General features: G+C 62.8%; 19 protein-coding genes. 4 read left to right on the top strand and 15 right to left on the bottom strand.

Annotation, left to right across the window (positions count from 1 at the left end):
• The first annotated feature begins 98 nt into the window (after positions 1-98).
• Positions 99-1,523 carry a type I glutamate--ammonia ligase gene (gene glnA / locus Q0877_RS00385; RefSeq protein WP_299165009.1) on the top strand — a complete coding sequence of 475 codons (1,425 nt, stop codon included), beginning with the start codon at positions 99-101 and terminating at the stop codon, positions 1,521-1,523.
• Positions 1,524-1,605: 82 nt separating this feature from the next.
• Here glnA and Q0877_RS00380 read toward each other — a convergent pair whose 3' ends face one another.
• Complete coding sequence (locus Q0877_RS00380; RefSeq protein ID WP_299165008.1) at positions 1,606-4,623, bottom strand: bifunctional [glutamine synthetase] adenylyltransferase/[glutamine synthetase]-adenylyl-L-tyrosine phosphorylase; 3,018 nt, start codon at positions 4,621-4,623, stop codon at positions 1,606-1,608.
• Between the two features lie 18 nt (positions 4,624-4,641).
• Positions 4,642-5,982, bottom strand: coding sequence for a glutamine synthetase family protein (locus Q0877_RS00375; protein ID WP_299165007.1), 1,341 nt, complete (start codon positions 5,980-5,982; stop codon positions 4,642-4,644).
• A gap of 147 nt (positions 5,983-6,129) precedes the next feature.
• Here Q0877_RS00375 and panB point away from each other — a divergent pair, with 147 nt between their 5' ends.
• Positions 6,130-6,996 carry a 3-methyl-2-oxobutanoate hydroxymethyltransferase gene (gene panB / locus Q0877_RS00370; RefSeq protein WP_299165006.1) on the top strand — a complete coding sequence of 289 codons (867 nt, stop codon included), beginning with the start codon at positions 6,130-6,132 and terminating at the stop codon, positions 6,994-6,996.
• 5 nt (positions 6,997-7,001) lie between these two features.
• On the opposite strand, the gene Q0877_RS00365 is transcribed toward panB, so the two are convergent.
• Complete coding sequence (locus Q0877_RS00365; RefSeq protein WP_299165005.1) at positions 7,002-7,166, bottom strand: SPOR domain-containing protein; 165 nt, start codon at positions 7,164-7,166, stop codon at positions 7,002-7,004.
• A 68-nt stretch (positions 7,167-7,234) separates the two neighbouring features.
• On the opposite strand from Q0877_RS00365, the gene map reads away from it, so the two are divergent.
• Entirely contained in the window at positions 7,235-8,113 is an 879-nt protein-coding gene (map, locus tag Q0877_RS00360; RefSeq protein ID WP_299165004.1) for a type I methionyl aminopeptidase, read from the top strand.
• 72 nt (positions 8,114-8,185) lie between these two features.
• Entirely contained in the window at positions 8,186-9,013 is an 828-nt protein-coding gene (gene ppgK, locus Q0877_RS00355) for a polyphosphate--glucose phosphotransferase (RefSeq protein WP_299165003.1), read from the top strand.
• A 149-nt stretch (positions 9,014-9,162) separates the two neighbouring features.
• Here ppgK and nrdR read toward each other — a convergent pair whose 3' ends face one another.
• The 12 genes from nrdR to ftsZ all read right to left on the bottom strand — a co-directional run bounded on the left by nrdR (position 9,163) and on the right by ftsZ (position 21,433).
• On the bottom strand, positions 9,163-9,663 hold the full coding sequence (gene nrdR, locus Q0877_RS00350; protein ID WP_299165002.1) for a transcriptional regulator NrdR: 501 nt from the start codon (positions 9,661-9,663) through the stop codon (positions 9,163-9,165).
• Between the two features lie 103 nt (positions 9,664-9,766).
• Positions 9,767-11,119 carry a histidinol dehydrogenase gene (gene hisD, locus Q0877_RS00345; protein ID WP_299165000.1) on the bottom strand — a complete coding sequence of 451 codons (1,353 nt, stop codon included), beginning with the start codon at positions 11,117-11,119 and terminating at the stop codon, positions 9,767-9,769.
• A gap of 62 nt (positions 11,120-11,181) precedes the next feature.
• Positions 11,182-11,694 (bottom strand): hypothetical protein, encoded by a 513-nt coding sequence (locus Q0877_RS00340; protein WP_299164998.1) that lies wholly within the window; start codon positions 11,692-11,694, stop codon positions 11,182-11,184.
• Between the two features lie 33 nt (positions 11,695-11,727).
• Positions 11,728-15,294, bottom strand: a complete 3,567-nt coding sequence (dnaE, locus tag Q0877_RS00335) for a DNA polymerase III subunit alpha (protein WP_299164996.1) — start codon at positions 15,292-15,294, stop codon at positions 11,728-11,730.
• Between the two features lie 59 nt (positions 15,295-15,353).
• The gene (locus Q0877_RS00330; protein ID WP_299164994.1) at positions 15,354-16,286 is read right to left on the bottom strand and encodes an RluA family pseudouridine synthase; all 933 of its coding nucleotides are present in this window, start codon (positions 16,284-16,286) and stop codon (positions 15,354-15,356) included.
• Positions 16,273-16,875, bottom strand: a complete 603-nt coding sequence (gene lspA, locus Q0877_RS00325; protein ID WP_299164993.1) for a signal peptidase II — start codon at positions 16,873-16,875, stop codon at positions 16,273-16,275. Before lspA ends, Q0877_RS00330 begins: the two co-directional genes overlap by 14 nt.
• Positions 16,876-16,996: 121 nt before the next feature.
• On the bottom strand, positions 16,997-17,650 hold the full coding sequence (locus tag Q0877_RS00320) for a DivIVA domain-containing protein (RefSeq protein ID WP_299164992.1): 654 nt from the start codon (positions 17,648-17,650) through the stop codon (positions 16,997-16,999).
• Positions 17,651-17,800: 150 nt separating this feature from the next.
• Positions 17,801-18,094 carry a YggT family protein gene (locus tag Q0877_RS00315; RefSeq protein WP_299164991.1) on the bottom strand — a complete coding sequence of 98 codons (294 nt, stop codon included), beginning with the start codon at positions 18,092-18,094 and terminating at the stop codon, positions 17,801-17,803.
• Between the two features lie 57 nt (positions 18,095-18,151).
• Complete coding sequence (locus tag Q0877_RS00310; protein WP_299164990.1) at positions 18,152-18,667, bottom strand: cell division protein SepF; 516 nt, start codon at positions 18,665-18,667, stop codon at positions 18,152-18,154.
• Between the two features lie 110 nt (positions 18,668-18,777).
• A complete protein-coding gene (locus Q0877_RS00305) occupies positions 18,778-19,521 on the bottom strand; it encodes a YggS family pyridoxal phosphate-dependent enzyme (RefSeq protein ID WP_299164988.1) in 744 nt (247 codons plus the stop codon).
• Complete coding sequence (locus tag Q0877_RS00300; protein ID WP_299164987.1) at positions 19,514-20,230, bottom strand: polyphenol oxidase family protein; 717 nt, start codon at positions 20,228-20,230, stop codon at positions 19,514-19,516. The genes Q0877_RS00305 and Q0877_RS00300 overlap by 8 nt, the downstream gene beginning before the upstream one ends.
• Positions 20,231-20,233: 3 nt before the next feature.
• A complete protein-coding gene (gene ftsZ / locus Q0877_RS00295; protein ID WP_299164986.1) occupies positions 20,234-21,433 on the bottom strand; it encodes a cell division protein FtsZ in 1,200 nt (399 codons plus the stop codon).
• Between the last annotated feature and the right edge of the window lie 130 nt (positions 21,434-21,563).

Raw genomic sequence — 21,563 nt, 5'->3', positions numbered from 1 at the left:
GAGGCTGTTGCGACCGCAGCAGGTCGAGCCGTGTGGCATCTCCCCCGCGCTACCGGCCCCGGTCGCTCTCCCCGAATATGCGTAAGGAGCATAATCCGATGTTCAAGAATGCGGACGAAGTCCTCAAGTACATCGCCGACGAAGATGTGAAGTTCGTCGACGTCCGATTCACCGACCTCCCGGGAGTGCAGCAGCACTTCAACGTCCCGGCCAAGTCGGTCGACGCCGATTTCTTCGTCCACGGCCAGCTGTTCGACGGATCTTCCATCCGTGGATTTCAGGGCATTGCCGAATCCGACATGCAGCTGATTCCCGATGTCACCACCGCATTCATCGACCCGTTCCGGATCGAAAAGACGCTGGCGCTGAACTTCTCCATTGTGAATCCCCGCACAGGCGATCCGTACCACCGGGATCCGCGTGGCGTAGCGGAGCGAGCTGAAGCTTACCTGTCCTCTACGGGCATCGCAGACACCGCGTTCTTCGCTTCTGAGGCGGAGTTCTACATCTTCGAGAACATTCAGTACGAATCCAGCCCTCAGGGCAGCTTCTACAAGGTTGACTCGATCGAAGCCCCGTGGAACAGCGGCCGTGAGGAAGTCGGCGGGAACCTTGGCAACAAGACGCCGTTCAAGGGCGGCTATTTCCCTGTTGCCCCCGTGGACAAGCAGGCGGACCTCCGTGACGCAATCTGTGTTGAGCTCGACGCTGTCGGTCTCGAGGTTGAGCGTTCGCACCACGAAGTCGGCGGTGCCGGACAGGCGGAGATCAATTACAAGTTCACCACGATGGTCCATGCTGCAGATGACCTGCAGAAGTTCAAGTACATCGTCAAGAACGTTGCCAATGCCTGGGGGAAGTCTGCAACTTTCATGCCCAAGCCGATTTTCGGTGACAACGGTTCCGGCATGCACTGCCACCAGTCGCTGTGGAGCAACGGTGAGCCCCTGTTCTACGACGAGCGTGGCTACGCCGGCCTGTCTGACCTTGCCCGCTGGTACATCGGCGGCGTTCTCAAGCACGCTTCGGCGGTCCTCGCTTTCACCAACCCGACGGTGAACTCATACCGCCGCCTGGTGAAGGGCTTCGAGGCTCCAGTGAACATGGTGTACTCGCAGGGTAACCGCTCGGCCGGAATCCGCATCCCGATCACCGGATCCAACCCGAAGGCAAAGCGAATCGAGTTCCGCGCTCCGGACCCGTCGTCCAACCCGTACCTGGCGTTTGCGGCGCAGCTCATGGCCGGTCTTGACGGAATCAAGAATCGGATCGAGCCGGCAGACCCGATCGATAAAGACCTCTACGAGCTTCCCGCGGAGGAAGCCAAGGATATCCAGAAGGCCCCCGGGTCCCTGGAGGAAGCGCTGCTGGCTTTGGAAGCCGACAACGAATTCCTGCAGGCCGGCGGCGTATTCACACAGGACCTGATCGACACCTGGATTGCTTACAAGCGTGAAGTGGAAATCACCCCGCTTGCAGCACGCCCGAATCCCTACGAGTTCGAGTTGTACTACGGCGTCTAGGAGTTTGAGAGAACAGGGCCGCACTCACGTGCGGCCCTGTTTCCGTTTAAGGCGATGAGTTCTATTCAACGCGATGAGCGCGTCAGTCGCCGTAGCCATAGAAATAGCGCTCGAAAATCGCACGGCTTCGCCGGGTAAGCCGCAGATAGTCCTCCTCCAGCTGCGTGCCATGTCCAGGACCGTAGCCGCACCAGCGTGCCACCGCTTCAAGGTCTCTGCGGGAGGAGGGCAAAAGGTCAGCCTGTCTGCCTCCCCACACCGTGTTCGCGGCCCTCACCCGGGAGGCAAGCCGCCAACTCGCTCGCAGGGTGGCGACGTCGTCGGCCGGCAGGAGTCCGTGCTCCTCGACTGCATCCATCGCTTCAAGGGTCGAGGTTGTCCTCAGCGACGGTATGCTACGGGCGTGCTGCAGTTGCAGCAGCTGGATGAGCCATTCGACGTCACTGAGCCCGCCCCTCCCAAGCTTCACATGACGCGACGGGTCGGCGCCGCGCGGCAGCCGCTCCGCCTCCATTCGGGCTTTGAGGCGGCGGATCTCACGAAGGTCGCTCTCAGTCACGTCGCGTTCGTAGCGCAGGGGCCTGACGAGTTCCAGGAAGTCCGACGCAAGCCCGTCGTTACCCGCCATCGGCGAGGCGCGCAGTAGCGCCTGTGATTCCCACACGAGGGACCATCGGCGGTAGTACTCCCGGAACGAGTCAAGGGAGCGCACCATGGGACCCTGCTTGCCCTCTGGACGCAGGTCCGCGTCTATCTCCAGGATCCGTTCGGCCAGAATGGGCGGCGTACAGGGCTGCTGGAGGAGCTGTCTCAGCCGCCCGACGATCTTTTCAGCCTGGGTTTGAGCAATAGCGGGATCCGCCCCGTCCCGCGGGCGATGGACATAGATGACATCGGCATCCGAACCGTAGGTAATCTCACGCCCGCCCTGGCGTCCCATGGCGATGACGACGACGTCGGTCAGCGCCTGCTCTCCGGCGTACACCTCCGCTTCAGCGACGTTGAGCGCGCCGAGGACGGCAGCCCGGTCCACATCGGCCAACGCAGGGCCAACATCCTCCTGCTGCAGCAGCCCGGAGCTGTCCGCGATAGCAATTCGGAGGATCTCACGACGCCGCATCAACCGGATGAGCCGCATGGCCTCCCTGGGAGCGGGATGGCGGGACATCTTCGACTGGATCTCCTGCCAGAGCGCTGCAAACGGCAGAGGAATCAGCTCCTTGTCCGATCCCAGCCACTTCGTCGATTCCGGAGAAACCTCCAACAAATCCGTGATGAATCGACTGGACGACAAGATGTGGCACAGCCGCTCCGCGGCCGCCTTGGAGTCCCGGAGCATTCCCAGGTACCAATGCGTCTCGCCAAGCGACTCGCTCAGCCGCCGGAAACCGAGTAACCCTGCGTCCGGGTCCACACCGTCAGCGAGCCAGTCAAGCAGGACCGGCAGCAGCTGTCGCTGCAGGGATGATCGACGGCTGATCCCCGACGTCAGAGCTTCGATATGGCGCAGGGCACCACGCGGGTCGAGGTAACCGAGCGCGGCGAGCCGCGCACGTGCTGCCTCCGGCGTCAACCTGACCTCGTCAGCGCTGAGGTTCGCCGCGGCGTTGAGCAGTGGCCGATAGAAGATGGCCTCGTGCAGACGTCGCACGAGGCGCTTGGTCTGTTGCCACTGTTCGGTGAGCGCTGCTGCAGTGGGGCGGGTCTCCAGTAGCGCACTCGCTGACGATTTCGCGAGGGCCTTCAGGTTTGCTTCATCTTCCGGCATCAGGTGGGTGCGGCGCATCTGAACCAGCTGGATGCGATGTTCGAGAACACGCAGGAAGCGATATGCCTGGTCGAACTCCTGGGCATCACGCCGGCCGATATACCCCGCCGAACTGAGCGCGGCTATAGCTGCGGTGGTGGCGCGGGTCCTGAGGGTTTCGTCGACTTTTCCGTGAACCAGCTGCAGTAGCTGCACAGTGAACTCCACGTCCCGGAGTCCGCCTGCACCAAGCTTCAGCTGCCGGTTCACCTCATGGGATGGGATGTTTTCGGTCACGCGCCTCCGCATTGCCTGCACGGATTCAACAAACCCGTCGCGCTCGGAAGAGGTCCAGACAAGGCCGGACACCGCGTCGGAATAGCGCGCGCCCAGATCAGGGTCCCCCGCAATCGGCCGAGCCTTGAGCAGCGCCTGGAACTCCCAGGTTTGTGCCCAGCGCGAGTAGTAGGTGAGATGGGATTCAAGGGTACGGACAAGGGGCCCGTCCTTGCCCTCAGGGCGAAGGTTGGCGTCAACCTCCCACAACCCGGGTTCCCGTCCCGCAGACGTGACTGCCCGCGAGATGCCCGCGGCGAGGGCCGTCCCGATACGCACGGCGGAGTCCTCTGCCAGATCGTCTGCCTCGATCACATAAATGACGTCGACGTCCGAGATGTAGTTCAGCTCTCCGGCTCCGCACTTGCCCATTCCGATCACGGAAAGCCGCACGGCCTCGATGTCCGCGGCCGGCAACGTGGCCGCCAGCTCCGCCCGCGCTACAGCCAGCGCTGCTTCAAGGGCTGCGGCAGCAAGGTCGGACAGTTCCTGGCCGACCGCGGGAAGGAAATCGGTCGGTGAAGCAGCGCTCAAGTCGCGGATTGCCAGTTCGGTGAGATGCCGGCGGTAGCGTGTGCGCAGTGCGCGGTATGCTTCCTCCCCCGTCGCTGCTGCCACGGGCAGCCTGTCACTCGCGCGCGCACCTACAGACTCCAGAAGGGAGGAGCGCAACAAGGTCGCGTCAACGGTTCCCGGCTCGGCACTGGGCCGGACACGGACCACCTCGGAGTGCTCCGGATGGCGCATGAGGAACTCTGCGAGTGCTTCCGAAGCTCCCAACAGACGGAAAAGGGCTTCCGGATCGGCGTCCTCCTTGCGTAGCAGCTCACCCAGTTCCGGCTGAACGGCGAGCAGACGCACCAGGGATTGCAGAGCCAGATCCGGATTTGCCGCAAGAGTCAGTCCCGCAAAAAGCCGATCTTCCGGTATATCGGTCAGCTCGGCAGCGGCAAGGAAACGGGTGCTCTTCTCGAGGTCAGTGAATCCCCTGCTGATCAGTTGCCTGTTCAGACTCATGTACCGGCTCTTTCTCGACTAGAGGATCCCGAGGTTGCGCCTGAGTTCGTAGGGAGTGACCTGGATACGGTAATCATGCCACTCTGCACGCTTGTTGCGGAGAAAGTTCTCATACACCTGCTCGCCGAGGATCTCGGCAACCAGTTCCGAATCCTCCATCGCGCGAACGGCATCGTGGAGGCTGGCCGGCAGCGGATCATGGCCCATGGCGCGCCGTTCAGCGGCCGTCAGGCTCCAGACGTCGTCTTCGGCTCCGGGCGGAAGATCGTAGCCTTCCTCGATACCTTTCAATCCGGCACCAAGCAGCACCGAGTAGGCGAGATAGGGGTTGGTGGCGGAATCTATGCCGCGGTATTCAATCCGGGCTGACTGCCCCTTGTTCGGTTTGTAGAGGGGGACGCGCACCAGCGCTGAACGGTTGTTGTGCCCCCAGGACAGATAGCTCGGCGCTTCGCCGCCGCCCCACAGCCGCTTGTAGGAATTGACGAACTGGTTGGTGACGGCCGTGAATTCCGGTGCGTGGTGCAGGATCCCCGCGATGAACTGGCGCGCTGTCTTCGAGAGCTGGAACTCCGCGCCGGCTTCGAAGAAAGCGTTGCTGTCACCCTCGAAGAGTGAAAAGTGCGTATGCATACCCGAGCCGGGATGATCCGAAAAGGGCTTCGGCATGAAGGTGGCGTAGCTGTTCTGTGTCAGCGCCACCTCTTTGATCACGGTGCGGAACGTCATGATGTTGTCAGCGGTCTGCAGCGCGTCGGCGTAACGCAGGTCTATCTCGTTCTGCCCGGGGCCCGCCTCGTGGTGACTGAACTCAACAGAGATGCCCACCGATTCGAGCATTGCGACGGCGGTCCGTCGGAAGTCCTGCGCAACACCGCCGGGCACATGGTCGAAGTAACCCGCCTGGTCCACCGGGATGGGCTGGCCGTCGGCGCCGAGCTCATCGGACTTGAGCAGGTAGAACTCGATCTCGGGGTGCGTGTAGCAGGTGAAGCCCATGTCAGCGGCTTTTGCCAGTGTGCGCTTGAGGACGCCCCGCGGATCAGCCGAGGACGGCTGGCCGTCGGGTGTGAGGATGTCGCAGAACATCCTTGAGGTCTGCTCCTTCTCGCCGCGCCACGGCAGGATCTGGAAGGTGGACGGGTCAGGCTGGGCAAGCATGTCGGACTCGAAGACCCGGGCGAGTCCTTCGATCGACGACCCGTCAAAGCCGAGGCCCTCCTCGAATGCGCCTTCGACCTCCGCCGGCGCCAGCGCTACCGACTTCAGCGAGCCGACGACGTCGGTGAACCACAGCCGGACAAAACGGACGTCCCGTTCCTCGATGGTGCGTAGGACGAACTCCTGCTGCCGATCCATTCCAACCTCTTTCCGTCTGCTCCCTGTCCGCTGCCCACTTTACTGACAATGCCGGGCTCACGCGGGCATTCTGTTTCCGGAACGGAGCCCAGCCGGTATGCGGCGCTTGTGTTACGCCGGCGTTACCCGTGAAGTAGGCTCATGGTCATGAATTCCGCGGAAACTCCAGCCCCTTATGGAACCGGATCTCAGCCCGGCGGCGCGCCGTCGTCCCCGCCGGTACCGCGGATCCGTACACATCACCTTCAGGCGGCAAAAGATAACGGCCACCGGTTCGCAATGCTCACCGCCTATGACCAGTATGCGGCGGAGATTTTCGACGCGGCGGGAATTGAGGTGCTGCTCATTGGGGATTCCGCCGCCAATAACGTGCTCGGCCACGCCACTACGCTGCCTATCACGCTTGATGAGATGATCCTGTTCTCCCGCGCAGTGACACGAGGGTCAAGCCGCGCACTTGTGGTCGCCGACCTGCCTTTCGGCAGCTACGAGGTTTCGCCGGCGCAGGCAGTGGAATCATCCGTCCGGCTGATGAAGGAAGGGCTGGTTCACGCCGTGAAGATGGAGGGCGGAGCGCACTATGCCGAAACCGTCCGGGCGGTTGTCCGCGCAGGCATTCCCGTCATGGCTCATGTCGGCTTCACCCCGCAGAGCGAACATTCCCTCGGGGGCTACCGTGTGCAGGGCAGGGGCGAGGCAGGCCGGCAGGTTATCGACGACGCCGTAACACTCGCCGAGGCGGGGGCCTTCTGCGTCCTGATGGAAATGGTGCCGGCAGATGTTGCCGCCGAGGTGGACCGCGCGGTCAGCGTGCCGACCATCGGTATCGGGGCGGGGTCGGCAACCACCGGTCAGGTACTGGTATGGCAGGACATGGCTGGTCTTCGCTCCGGCAAGCAGGCCAAGTTCGTCAAGCAGTTTGCAGACGTCCGCTCGGTTCTCTCTGATGCTGCCCGGACCTATGGGGACCAGGTGCGGGACGGGAGCTTCCCGGGACCAGAGCATAGTTTCTAGAGGAGCTATTCCTCGTCCTGTGCGTCCCATGCGCGGTTGCGTTCCTGGACTTTTTCCAGTGCGCGCTCCGCTTCCGCACGGGTGGGGTATGGGCCGATGAGCTGGCTCCAGTCAGACTGAGCGTCTTCTTCAACCTCGTGGGTCTGAACGTTGTACCAGTACTGCACCATGCCGGCCTCCCTTAGTGTTGCTTTCTACTTTTCGGCTACGGCGGTTTGTCACCGATAGGATCAAGGGTATGCCCCACCATTCCCCTACCGCACCCGTCGGCACGCTGACCAGTGGGACTCTCAGTCCTCCACGCAAGGTGCCGTCTTCGATCCAGCGCCCGGAGTATGTGGGCCGCCCCGGTCCTGCCCGGTTTGAGGGATCCGAGGTGAAGTCTTCTGAGACGATCGAGCGGATCCGCCGCGCCGGCAGGCTCGCCGCACAGGCCATTCAGGAAGTCGGCCGCCATATCCGGCCGGGCGTGACAACCGATGAACTGGACGCGGTAGGGCACGGATTTCTCGTGGACCACGGCGCCTATCCGTCCACGCTGGGCTACCGCGGATTTCCCAAATCGCTGTGTTCCTCGCTCAATGAGGTAATCTGCCACGGCATCCCTGACTCGACCGTGCTCCGCGACGGCGACATCATCAATATCGACATAACCGCGTACCTTGACGGAGTCCACGGGGACACGAACTACACATTCCTTGTGGGCGAGGTCGACGAAGAGTCGCGGCTACTGGTGGAACGCACCCAGGAGTCTCTGAACCGCGCTATCAAAGTAGTTGCGCCCGGGCGGGAAATAAACGTAATCGGCCGTGCCATTGAGTCGTATGCAAGGAGGTTCGGCTACGGTGTTGTGCGGGACTTCACAGGTCATGGAGTGGGCGAAGCATTTCACACTGGATTGATCATCCCGCATTACGATGCTGCGCCCGCCTACAACCGGGTGATTGAACCGGGAATGGTGTTCACCATTGAGCCCATGCTTACCCTCGGAACCATTGAGTGGGACATGTGGCCTGATGACTGGACGGTGGTCACCAAAGACCGGAAGCGCACGGCCCAGTTTGAGCACACACTCGTGGTGACCGAAACCGGCGCCGAGGTTCTGACACTCCCCTAGCAAGACCAGCAGCACCCCGCGCGTCGAAATGAGTAGCGCGGGTAATACACCCGAAGCGATCCCTGGAGAATCATGGGCAAGAACAGCGGCAAGTTGAAAGACGGCAGGCACCTGCCCGGCACGGTCATCGGTATTGATATCGGCGGCACCGGGATCAAGGGCGGCATAGTGGATCTGGCCGCCGGCGCAATTGTGGGCGACCGGTTTCGCGTCGAAACACCGCAACCGGCCACACCGGAGGCAGTCGCCGTCGTCGTCGCCGACATCGTCGCTGAGCTGTCCACCAGGGAGGGCGCGCCGTCCGAATCCCTGCCGATCGGTGTGACGTTCCCCGCCATCATCCAGCATGGCGTAGCCCGCTCAGCAGCCAACGTCGACGAAAGCTGGATCGACACGGACGTGGATGCCCTGTTCACCAGGGTGCTCGGCCGGGATGTGCACGTCATCAATGACGCCGATGCAGCCGGCCTCGCGGAAGTTCAGTACGGTGCCGGTAAGGGCGCCAACGGCACGGTCCTGGTAATCACCCTCGGCACGGGAATCGGCTCAGCTTTCCTCTTCGACGGCAAGCTGGTGCCGAACGCAGAGCTTGGGCATCTTGAGATCGACGGGCACGACGCCGAAACTCAGGCTTCGGCCGTAGCTCGCGAACGGCTGGGCCTGAATTGGGATGAGTACTCCGTCAAACTGCAGCGGTACTTCTCCCACCTCGAATTCCTGTTCAGCCCCGAACTTTTCATCGTGGGCGGAGGCATCTCCAAGCGGAGCAAGGACTTCCTTCCCAACCTGTCGCTGCGCACACCTATCATCCCAGCCGAGCTGCGGAATCACGCCGGCATTGTGGGAGCGGCACTGCAGGCAGCCCTGCACTTCAAGAGCGAGCCCGTCGAAGCACGGTAACCCGGGCGACCGCCATGCCGGGGCCATCCGCGGAATCGACGCGGCCATAGCGACCGCGGCCATCGCGACGACATAGCAAACGCGGTTGCGTGAATGCTGTTTGGTGCCGGTGGTGGCGGCGGCTTCCCCTCCGCTGCCACCACCGGAGATCAGGTGGCCGTGAGCGGCCGTTGGTTACCGGCGGGAACCTTGCCGGCGCCGGTCTCCGCTTCGTGGCGGAGTTTTCCGATGGCTTTCTCGAAGTCCTCGAGCGATTCGAAGCCCTGGTACACGCTGGCGAAGCGAAGATACGCTACCTGGTCCAGCTTCTGAAGCGGTCCGAGGATAGCAAGACCCACCTCGTGGGCATCGATCTCGGCGACACCGCTGGCGCGGATGGATTCCTCCACGTCCTGTGCAAGCAGTGCGAGGTCATCCTCAGTGACGGGACGGCCCTGGCATGCTTTGCGTACTCCGCTGATTACCTTGCTGCGGCTGAACGGCTCAGCCACTCCGGAGCGTTTGATGACCGACAGGCTGGTGGTTTCCACGGTTGTGAACCGCTTGCCGCACTCGGGACACTGCCGCCGACGGCGAATCGCCGATCCATCGTCAGTGAGCCTGCTGTCAACGACCCGTGAGTCGGAACTGCGGCAGAACGGACAGTACATTCCACCATTCTAGAACTAGATGTAGTGAAACTACAACAGTGTGATTACCAGATGTAGTGGTTGGACCGGAACAACGACCGGATACAGTTACGGCGGCGGTGCGTCAGGAGAAGCGCACCCGCACCGCGTCGCCGTGCCCTGGGAGATCCTCTGCCTGGGCGAGGTGAACGACGTGTTCGCTGACTTCGCGTAGTGCCTCGGCACTGTAATCGATGACCTGCATCGCGCGCAGAAAGGTGAAAACGCTCAGCCCTGAGGCGAAGGCGGCCGTACCTGCTGTAGGCAGAACGTGGTTGGAGCCGGCGCAGTAGTCCCCGAGGCTTACGGGACTGTAGTCGCCCACGAAAATAGCCCCGGCATTCCTGATGCGGGCAGCAACTTCGGACGCCCGTTCGGTGTGCACTTCGAGGTGCTCGGCGGCGTAGGCGTCGCAAACGGCAACGCCATGATCGATATCGTCTACCAGGATTGTCCCGGACTGGGGTCCCGACAGTGCTGTTCCCACGCGTTCCTGGTGCCGGGCGGATTTAAGTTGTATCGACAGTTCTGCTCGAACCGCCGCCGCGAGCTCGGTTGAGGGCGTGATGAGGACCGAAGCGGCATTCGGGTCGTGTTCCGCCTGGCTGATGAGATCGGCGGCAACCAGCCGCGGCCGCGCGGTGGCGTCCGCCAGCACCGCGATCTCGGTGGTGCCGGCCTCAGCGTCGATGCCGACCACGCCCTTGACGAGACGCTTGGCGGTTGCTACGTAGATATTTCCCGGGCCGGTAACGACGTCGACGGGCTCAATTGCATCCCGGCCCTCCTCGCCGGACACGCCGTAGGCGAAGGCGGCAATTGCCTGGGCACCCCCGATCCCGTACACCTCGGTGACCCCCAGAAGTTCGGCGGCTGCGAGAATTACCGGGTGCGGCAGCCCGCCGAAATCCTTGTGCGGCGGCGATGCCAGCGCAATGGATTCGACACCTGCGGCCTGCGCTGGCACGACGTTCATCACGACCGACGAGGCCAGAACCGCGAGCCCACCGGGCACGTACAGCCCTACCCTGCCCACAGGCACCCAGCGCTGGGTCAGCGCCGCGCCGGGGCGGATGTCGACGACGGTGTCCTGAGGCAGCTGTTTTTGCGCAAATGTGCGAGCGCGGTCGATGGATTCCTCCAGCGCGGCGCGCACCTCCGGAGCCAGGGTACGGAGAGCCTCGCGCAGCGCCTCAGCGGGCACCCGCGGATGGGACTGTTCCACGCCGTCGAACCGCTGTGCCAGTTCGCTGAGCGCACCGAAACCGCGCGTCCGGACGTCCGTAATGATGCTTTCGACACGTGAGGCAACCGAATCGAAAGATGCTGCGGTGCTTCGTGGCATCGCTGCGCGTAATTCAGCTGTGGACAGCTGCGTTCCGCGCAGGTCAATGGTGCGGAAGGCGTCAAAGGAAGCGGGTGCGGTCTGAGCAGTCACAGCCGCAATTCTACCGGCGGCCGGGCTGGCCCCTGCCCACTTTCCTTTTCGGCTCTGAAGCGCTAGCGCTTCTGCCTGACAAGCAGCAGGCCGAGCAGCGAGGCCAGGAACACCACGAGCGCGGTTGCTGCCGGCCAGATCAGTGCCACTCCCAGGGACCGCAGGACAAACGGAAACTCCGTATCGCCTCCGGAGAACAGGGACCCGAGTCCCTGCCCCACCGCAACAGCAAGGACGGAACCCAGGAGGCTTCCTGACACTGCGGTGCACACGCGCTGCCACGCGCCGGGCAGATCCAGCCGATTGGTGAGCAGCCAACCGACGACGACGCCGGCGATCAGCTCAAGGCCTCCGAGCACTAGATCGCGAATCAGCCAGGTCTCGGCCGTTGCACGATCGCCGTACAGTCCACCGCCCGGCGAGGCGAACCACCAGATGACACCAAGCACAGGTCCCAGCAGTGCCATGGCTGCGGCCCACCAAAGCAGCGACGACGGCGGCACCGGTGTCCGGGCAGCGGGACCGGCATAGACCGGGGGTGGGTACGTACCGGGCTGCGCTGCTGAATCCTGCATCCGTCTAATCTAACCGGTCCTGACTGTCGCTACTCATGCATCGAGGCACGTCGGTCCAAGCAGCACCTTGAGGTCCCCGAACAGAGCCGGCGTGGGGTTCACGCGAAGTTCCACCGGCAGTGAAAGCACCGACATCTGGCGTTCCTTCCGCACATGCAACCGCACCTCGGAATTGCCACGGTGCTGCCGCAGTACCGAGCCGAGTTCGTTGATCACGGGTTCGGTGGCCCTGTGGTGAAGCATGGAAATAACCACTGGGCCGGAGTGTCCCTCGGTCAGGTCAGGAACCGACAATTCCTGCGCGTTCAGGGTCACTGTGCCATCGTCGCGCCGCTGCAGCCGTCCGCGGACCACCACAATTAGGTCCTCGGCGAGCACCGAGGCGATCGGGCCATACACCTGACCGAAGAACATGACCTCCATTGATCCGCCCAGATCCTCAATCTCGGCCCTCGCATACGCGTTTCCGCTGTTTTTAGCGATCCGGCGCTGCAGGTTGGTAATCATTCCCGCAATCGTGACTGAGGCGCCGTCGGCCGGGCCTTCCTCACCGATGATCGAGGTGATGGCCGAGTCCGCGTGCTGGCTGAGAAGCCCTTCCAGGCCCTGGAGTGGGTGGTCCGATACATACAGACCCAGCATGTCGCGCTCGAATGCGAGCTTGTCCTTCTTTGCCCACTCCGGCAGGTCCGGGACCTCAACGGAAAGGCCGGTACCGGCGGCCGGATCATCGAATGCGCTGAAGAGATCGAACTGGTTGGCGGCTTCGTTCCGTTTGAGTACGACGACGGAATCGACCGCTTCCTCATGGATCATCGCCAGGGCGCGGCGCGGGTGGCCCAATGAGTCGAAGGCCCCGGCCTTGATCAGCGACTCGATGGTCCGCTTGTTGCAGACCACGGCCGGAACCTTCTGCAGGAAGTCCGAGAAGGATTCAAACGCACCCTTTTCCTCCCGTGCGGCCACCATTGCACCGACCACGTTGGCGCCGACGTTTCGGATCGCACCCATGCCGAAGCGGATATCGGTACCGACCGGAGTGAAGTTAACGCTCGACTCATTGACGTCCGGCGGCAGCACAGTGATGCCCATGCGGCGGCACTCGTTCAGGTAGAGCGCGAGCTTGTCCTTGTCGTCTCCGACGCTCGTCAGCAGCGCTGCCATGTACTCGGAAGGGAAATGCGCCTTAAGGTAAGCCGTCCAGTAGGCGACCACGCCATACGCTGCGGAGTGCGCCTTGTTGAAGGCGTAGTCCGAGAACGGCAGGAGGATGTCCCAGAGCGTCTTGACCGCGGCGTCGGAGTAGCCGCTGTCCTTCATGCCCTGCGAGAAGCCGGCAAACTGCTTGTCCAGCTCCTCTTTCTTCTTTTTGCCCATGGCGCGCCGGAGAATGTCCGCCTGACCGAGGGAGTAGCCCGCGACCTTCTGCGCGATGGCCATCACCTGCTCCTGATACACGATCAGGCCGTAGGTGGTGTTCAGGATCTCGGCAAGCGGCTCCTCCAGCTCCGGATGGATTGGAGTGATCTCCTGCATGCCGGTCTTTCGCAGCGCGTAGTTCGTGTGCGAATTGGCGCCCATGGGGCCGGGCCGGTAAAGCGCGATGACGGCCGAGATGTCCTCGAAGTTGTCCGGGCGCATAAGCTTCAGCAGCGACCGCATGGGCCCGCCGTCGAGCTGGAACACGCCCAGCGTGTCACCGCGGGCCAACAGCTCGTAGGATTCCTTGTCCTCCAGCGGCAGGGTTTCAAGGTCCAGGTCGAAGTTGCGGTTGAACTTGATGTTCTCAAGCGCGTCGGTCATGATCGTCAGGTTTCGCAGGCCCAAAAAGTCCATCTTGATCAGGCCGAGGCCCTCACAGGTTGGATAGTCGAACTGCGTGATTATCTGCCCGTCCTGGTCACGGCGCATGATCGGGATGATGTCGATCAGCGGCTCTGACGACATGATCACACCGGCGGCATGAACGCCCCACTGCCGCTTCAGGCCCTCAAGTCCCAGCGCGGTCTCAAAGACCTTCTGAGCGCCGGCGTCGGATTTCAGGAGTTCCCGAAGCTCCTCCGCCTCGGAGTAGCGCTTGCCCTCCTTATTGTGGACGTCCGCCAGGGCGATGCCCTTGCCCATCACGTCCGGCGGCATGGCCTTTGTGAGCCGCTCCCCCATGGAGAACGGATAGCCCATGACGCGCGAGGAGTCCTTCAGTGCCTGCTTGGCTTTGATGGTGCCGTAGGTAACGATCATCGCGACGCGCTCGTCGCCGTACTTCTCGGTGACGTAACGGATCACTTCCGCGCGGCGGCGATCATCGAAGTCGACATCGAAGTCGGGCATGGACACGCGGTCCGGGTTGAGGAAACGTTCGAAGATGAGGCCGTGGCGCAAGGGATCAAGATCGGTGATGCGCATGGCGTAAGCGGCCATTGAACCGGCGCCGGAGCCGCGGCCCGGGCCTACCCGGATGCCGTTGTTCTTGGCCCAGTTGATGAAGTCGGCGACCACGAGGAAATATCCCGGGAAGCCCATCTGGGAAATAACCCCGACCTCGTAGTCCGCCTGTTTGCGGACGTCGTCCGGGATGCCCTCCGGGTAGCGGTAGTGAAGGCCCTTCTCCACCTCCTTGACGAACCACGATTGCTCGTTCTCCCCTTCCGGGACGGGGAACCGCGGCATGTAGTTGGCATTGGTATTGAATTCGACGTCACAGCGTTCAGCGATGAGCAGGGTGTTGTCACAGGCCTCAGGGAAGTCGCGGAACACCGCCCGCATCTCCGCCGGAGACTTGAGATAGAACTCGTCAGCGTCGAATTTGAACCGCTTCGGATCCGCCATGGAGGAGCCCGACTGCACGCAGAGCAGCGCCGCGTGGGCTTTGGCGTCCTCCGCGTGGGTGTAGTGCAGGTCATTGGTTGCCACGAGGGGCAGGCCCAGTTCCCGGGCGAGCTTGATGAGGTCGGCGTGAACGTTCCGCTCGATATCGAGCCCGTGATCCATGAGCTCACAGAAGAAGTTGTCGGGACCGAAGATGTCCCGGAAGTCGGATGCGGCCTGCAGTGCCTCGCGGTACAGGCCGAGGCGCAGCTTGGTTTGCACCTCACCGGACGGGCAGCCGGTGGTGCCAATCAACCCTTTGCCGTAGGTCTGCAGCAGATCACGGTCCATGCGGGGCTTGTACAGGTAGCCCTCCAGCGATGCCAGGGAGGACATCCGGAAGAGATTATGCATCCCCTCGGTCGTCTCGGACCAGAGCGTCATGTGGGTGTACGCGCCTGCGCCGGAGACGTCGTCGCGTCCGCCGCCGCCCCACTTGACACGGGTCTTGTCTGCGCGGGCGGTTCCCGGCGTGAGGTATGCCTCGACGCCGACGATGGGCTTGATGCCGGCGTTGCGGGCCTTGTTCCAGAAGTCGAAGGCCCCGAACACGAACCCATGGTCTGTGGTGGCCAGCGCGTTCATTCCGAGCTCGGCTGTGTGGCTGAACAGGTCATTCAGGCGGGCGGCGCCATCGAGCATCGAGTACTCGGTGTGGTTGTGTAGGTGGACAAATGAGTCGCGGGACGGAGCCTGGGCAACTCGGGATGAGGACGGAGCTGAGGAAACCACCAACTCATTCTAGCGAGCGCCCGGGACCCTTCCGGGTTGCCGCTGCGCGAGTGTCGGTTTTAGACCATCCCGGTGGCCAGCGCGTCGAGGGCGTACTGCAGGTCCATGGGGAACTTGCTCTCGACGGCCACCCGCTCACCGCTGCGCGGGTGGGCGAAGGAAAGCATGCTGGCATGCAGCCACTGGCGGGTGAGGCCCAGCTCGGCCGCCAGCTTCGGATCTGCGCCATAGGTGAGATCACCGGCACACGGGTGCCGGAGCGCCGAGAAGTGAACGCGGATCTGATGGGTACGTCCCGTTTCCAGCCGCACTTTGACCAGCGTCGCCTTGCCGAAAGCTTCCTCAACCCAGTAGTGGGTGACGGACGGGCGCCCGTCCTCCATGACGGCAAACTTCCAGTCATGCGCGGGGTGACGGCCGATCGGGGCCTCGATCGTTCCTTCAAGCGGATCCGGCAGGCCCTGGACAAGCGCATGGTACTGCTTGTCGACCGTCCGCTCTCGGAAAGCTTGTTTGAGGGCGGTATAGGCATGCTCGCTCTTGGCAACCACCATGGCTCCGGAGGTCCCGACGTCGAGCCGGTGGACGATGCCTACCCGCTCCGGGGCGCCCGAGGTGGAGATCCGGTAACCCGCGGCCGCCAGCGCTCCAACTACCGTGGGACCCACCCAACCCGGCGACGGATGTGCAGCGACGCCGACCGGTTTGTCGATGACCACGAAGTCTTCGTCGTCAAGCAGGATTTCCATCCCCTCGACGGGCTCGGCCACAATCTGCAGGGGGTCCGGTTGGTCCGGCACAGTCACGATGAGGCGGCTTCCCGGCACCGCGCGCGCCGACTTCTGCACGGTAGCGCCATCCAGTGTGACGTACCCGGCGCTGCACCACGTCGCAGCGACTGAACGGGAGGCTCCGGTCAGCGAGGCCAGGACAGCATCCATGCGCTGGCCCTCCGCCGATTCCGGAATATCGAATGCGTTAGGGACGCTCATCTTCCGCCACCTCGGATCCGTCTGTGTGCTCCTGCTCCTCATTGCTGCGCCGCCCGTCCATGCCGATGCCGCGCAGCGTCAGGAGACAGATGAGAATGACACCGCTGACGACGGCCGTGTCGGCGATGTTGAAGATCGCGAAGTTGGGCAGCGCAATGAAATCGACGACGTGCCCCTGCCCGAAGGCGGGTTCGCGAAGCACTCGGTCGGTGAAGTTTCCGAGGGCGCCGCCCAGCACCAGCCCCAGCGCGACGGCCCAGCCTTTCGAGGCGACCTTCCCGATCTGGGAGATGATGGCGAGGGAAACGAGTCCCTGAATGATCGTGAAGACCCAGGTGATTTCCGTCCCGATGGAGAACGCCGCACCGGGATTGCGAATGAAGTGCCAGCTCAACACGGGCGGCAGCACCTCAGTGATCTGGCCCTCCGCCATGGTGGCGACCACCCAGATCTTGGTGAGCTGATCGAAGATGTAGGCAACCAGCGCGAAGGCAACCAGAAGCAGGGCATAACGTACTCCGATCCGTTTACCATGCTTGCGATGGGGGCGGCCGGAATCGTGGCCTGAGGCGGGCTGATGCTCGGTCATGGTGCTTTCAGTAGTACGCGCCGAAGGCGGCGGCAATGGACGCTTAGCTCACCATCCAGAGTACGGCAGAGGCCAGCCGCCGGATAAACCGGCGGCTGGCCTCTGCAAACTTGACTCCGGGTTAGGCGTCAGCAGTTTCCGACGCGACTGACCCGCGGGAATCGAGGTCGCGAAGCTGTCCCTCGATGTACGCCTTGAGGCGGGAGCGGTAGTCGCGCTCGAAGCTGCGGAGCTGCTCCACCTTACGCTCAAGGACTGACTTCTGCTGTTCGAGGGCGCCGAGTACCTTGCGGCTCTTCTCCTGGGCGTCATTGACTAGCCCGCTGGCTTCAATCTGCGCTTCGGCAATGATCTTGTCGCGCTGCTCAACACCTGCATTGACGTACTCATCGTGAAGCTTCTGCGCCATTGCCAGAACGCCCGCCGCGGACTCGGCGGTACCGCTCTGCTGAACCGGGGCAGCAGCAGCCGGCTGGGGGGCGGGACGCTCCTCCACCTTCGGCGCCTCTACCTTCGGCTCCTCAGGCTTTTCTTCTTCACGGACCTCTTCGGTCTTGGTGCTGGCGGCCACCGGGGCGGGGACAGCAGCGTTCTGCGCCGTGCCCGTGGAAACTTCCGAAAGCTGGCGGCGAAGATCGTCATTCTCCTGGTTCAGGCGACGCAGCTCGACGACGATCTCGTCGAGGAAGTCATCCACCTCGTCCTGGTCGTAGCCCTCACGGAACTTAGTGGGCTGAAACCGCTTGTTGACAACATCTTCTGGCGTCAGGGCCATCTGGTCACCTCATATGGATTTAGTCGAAGCCGCCTGTCGAGCAGACCTGACAACGGTACCGAATTGTGGACGTGCTAGTGGAGGTAATCTCCTGCTTCACACCAATATGTGATTCAGCGTATATCTTTTAGGTCTCGAAAACTAACCCGATCAGGCCATTGCCAGGGAACCCGCGATGGCCTTGAGGATAGTAGCCCCCAGGAACACCACGATGAATGCCAGGTCGAGCGACACGCCGCCCAATCGCAACGGCGGGATCAGTCGGCGAAACAGACGGATGGGCGGATCTGTCACGGCATACACCATGGAGGCGAGGATGAGCGCCAACCTGCGCGGACGCCAGCTGCGGGCGAACATCTGTACAGCGTCATAAACAATGCGAATGATAAGCGCGAGCTGGAACAGCATCAGCACCAGGTAGATCAGGGCGAAGACCAAGCTCACGTGTCAGTCACAGTCCTCTGGCATGAACGGAATAGTTACGAGTAACAGTAAACCGCGTCAGCTTTGATTGAAGAAACTGGCCTGACCATCGCTGGCCTTCTGGTCCTCACCAAGCACCTCGATGTAGGAGGGGGAGAGCAGGAACACCTTGTTCGTGACTCGTTCAATCGAGCCGTGGAGACCGAAGACCAGTCCGGCCGAAAAGTCGACGAGCCGCTTCGCGTCTGCCTCACCCATATCCGTGACGTTCATGATGACTGGTATGCCGTCGCGGAAGCTTTCTCCGATGATCTTGGCGTCATTGTAGGAGCGCGGGTGTACGGTCGTGATCTGGCGGAGCGATGAAGCGTCCTCACGTGCCGACTGCGCACGCTTGATGGGGGTGACCGGGGCGCGGTACTCCTCCGGAGCTGCCTTTGCTACCGGAGCGGCTTCGACATGGCGCTCTTCACGGTCGTAGTCCACGGAGTAGTCCTCATTCCTGCTGTGAGATGTCTTGGGCTCGGGCTCATAGTGCTCGTCCCCGTCGGCGAGCCCAAGGTAGATCATTGTCTTGCGCAGTGCGCCAGCCATGGTAGCTCCTGTCATTCCTTCGTCATGCACCTGTCATACAAGCTGCGATGCAAGATGTCATTCAAGATGGTCCAGGACGCCCTTTGACACCCCCGGTTACAGCCCCGACGCTACCCCACCGGAGGGCGGGCACCGAGGATATCTGAACCGACGCGCAGGTGTGTCGCTCCGGCTGCGATTGCCTGTTCCAGATCCCCGCTCATGCCGGCGGAGATACCGCGGGCATCGGGATATTGTGCGACGACGTCCGTCGAGATGTCAGTCAGCCGGCTGAATGCTTCGCGGGGGTCTTCATCGAGTGGCGCTACGGCCATCACTCCGGCCAGCCGCAAGCCGTCAGCAGCATGGATCGCTGCGGCAACCTCGAGCACATCGGAAGGACGGGCTCCCCCACGACCGCGGTCTTCCACCGACAGGTTCACTTGGACGAAGCAGTCCAAAACAGCAGAACGCGCGACTGTGCCAACTGATTCGATTGCAGGGGGCCGGTTCGCCCGCCGCATTGCCTTCTCAAGTGCGCTAACCAGAGAAGTACGGTCAACGGAGTGCACAGCGTGTGCGTAACCCACGACTGACCGGGCCTTGTTTGTCTGCAGCTGGCCGATGAAGTGCCAGCGCAGCTCCGCGCTGGACACTGCTTCCGCTTTGGCGGCCGCCTCCTGGTCCCGATTCTCCCCCACGTCCCGTATCCCGAGCCGACTCAACAGCATCACGTCCTCAGGTGGAAAGAACTTCGTCACCACAATGAGCGTCGGCCGGTCCCGGCGGCCGCAAGCCGCCATCGCCTCATCAATCCGGTTGTTGACCTGCCGCAGATTGGCCTCGAGTACACCGAGCCTGCCCGGTTCAGCCATGCCGCCAGACCAGTCCTGCCAGCCGCCCCTCCGGACGTCCCTTCCCGACGGCGCGATGGGAAAACAGCCCATCGTTCTCGAGGGTGCATGGATTCTTGCTGCCGCCGGCATTGTGCACGGAGACCCCGGCCGCTTCGAGCTGACTGCGGACACCGGCTGGCAGGTCGAGTGCAGGCGTCCCCCAGCTCGTGGTGCTCAGGGCCGAGGGAACAACGCCCGCGACCTGCTCGCGCATGTCCTCGGGCACCTCATAGCAGCGGCCGCAGATCGACGGGCCTATCCAGGCAGAAGTGGTCAGGGCGCCGCGCTGACGCAGCTCTTCAACTGTCCGACCCGCGATGTCGCCTTCAACCCCTTTGCGGCCGGCATGAACGACGGCGGTGACATGGTCGCCGCGTGCAGTGGATCCAACGAGCACCACGGGCACGCAGTCCGCAACCAGTACGGCCAGGGCATCGGTTCCCGTCGGGCTCAACAGGGCGTCAGCGTCCGGCACGGCGTCCGGTCCCGCCTCCACAACAGTAGTTGAGTGCGTCTGGTTCATGAACCGGAGGGAACCCGTGGGAATCCCCAGTTGAGCCTCCAGTGTTCGTCTGGACCGAACGACGGCATCCGGATTACCTCCGACCCGGGGAGCCAGGTTCCCCGCACTCAGATCGGTGAAGGCGATCCGGATGCCGGGCGCTACGTCTGATGTCCAGAAAAACAACGGTTACTTCAGGAAGTCGGGAACGTCCAGGTCATCGGAGCGTCCGGTCGAGTAGTCGGGTTCCACGACGGCCGGCAGGTCGACGTCAAACCCCGCATCGCCCGGCACGTCATTCCCGCGTCCGTTGGACGAGTGGTGGGACCAGGAACCGTAGCCGGCCCCTGCGGCAACGGTCTGCGGAGCAGGCGCCGCCTCGCGTCCGATAGCGGGAGCCGACGCCGGCTTGGCCGCAGGCGCGGCAGGCTGGGAGGTCGCGTCGACCTGGTCGAAGCCTGCGGCAATGACGGTAACCCGTGCTTCGTCGCCCAGTGCGTCGTCGATCACTGCACCGAAGATGATGTTTGCTTCCGGGTGCGCGACTTCCTGCACAAGGCGGGCGGCCTCGTTGATCTCGAACAGGCCGAGATCGGAACCGCCCTGAATCGACAGCAGGACGCCGTGGGCGCCGTCGATGGAAGCCTCCAGGAGTGGAGAGGCGATCGCCAGTTCCGCAGCTTTGACCGCGCGGTCCTCGCCGCGGGCGGAGCCGATACCCATGAGAGCCGAACCCGCGCCCTGCATGACCGATTTCACGTCCGCGAAGTCAAGGTTGATCAGGCCCGGGGTGGTGATGAGGTCTGTGATGCCCTGTACACCGGAGAGCAGCACCTGATCAGCTGAGCGGAATGCGTCGAGCATGGAGACGTTGCGGTCGCTGATGGACAGCAGGCGGTCATTGGGGATGACGATAAGGGTGTCGACTTCGTCGCGAAGAGTGTCGATACCGGTTTCCGCCTGATTGGAACGACGGCGGCCCTCGAACGTGAACGGTCGTGTCACCACACCGATGGTCAGCGCACCAAGCGAGCGCGCGATTCGCGCGACGACGGGTGCACCACCGGTGCCCGTACCGCCGCCTTCACCGGCAGTCACGAACACCATGTCTGCCCCGCGGATGACTTCCTCAATCTCCTCGGCATGGTCTTCTGCAGCCTTGCGGCCAACTTCCGGATCGGCTCCGGCGCCCAGTCCGCGCGTCAGTTCGCGACCGACGTCGAGCTTCACATCGGCATCGCTCATGAGCAGTGCCTGTGCGTCCGTGTTGATGGCGATAAATTCCACGCCGCGCAGGCCAACTTCAATCATTCGGTTGACGGCGTTCACGCCACCGCCGCCGATGCCGACGACCTTGATGACGGCCAAGTAATTCTGCGGTGCTGCCACGTCCTGTGTCCCTTGTTCGATCTGTGCGCTGGTTGGTCTTGGTGGCTGGTGATTCCAACCTTCAACTTGGATAACGTTCACTCTCAGGTTGAGGGTTAATGTTATGTCAAGTAGTTTCTTACTGAGACGC

The organism is uncultured Arthrobacter sp. (genome assembly GCF_947495145.1).
GTDB lineage: Bacteria > Actinomycetota > Actinomycetes > Actinomycetales > Micrococcaceae > Arthrobacter_D.
This window is presented reverse-complemented; position numbering and strand designations above follow the sequence as displayed.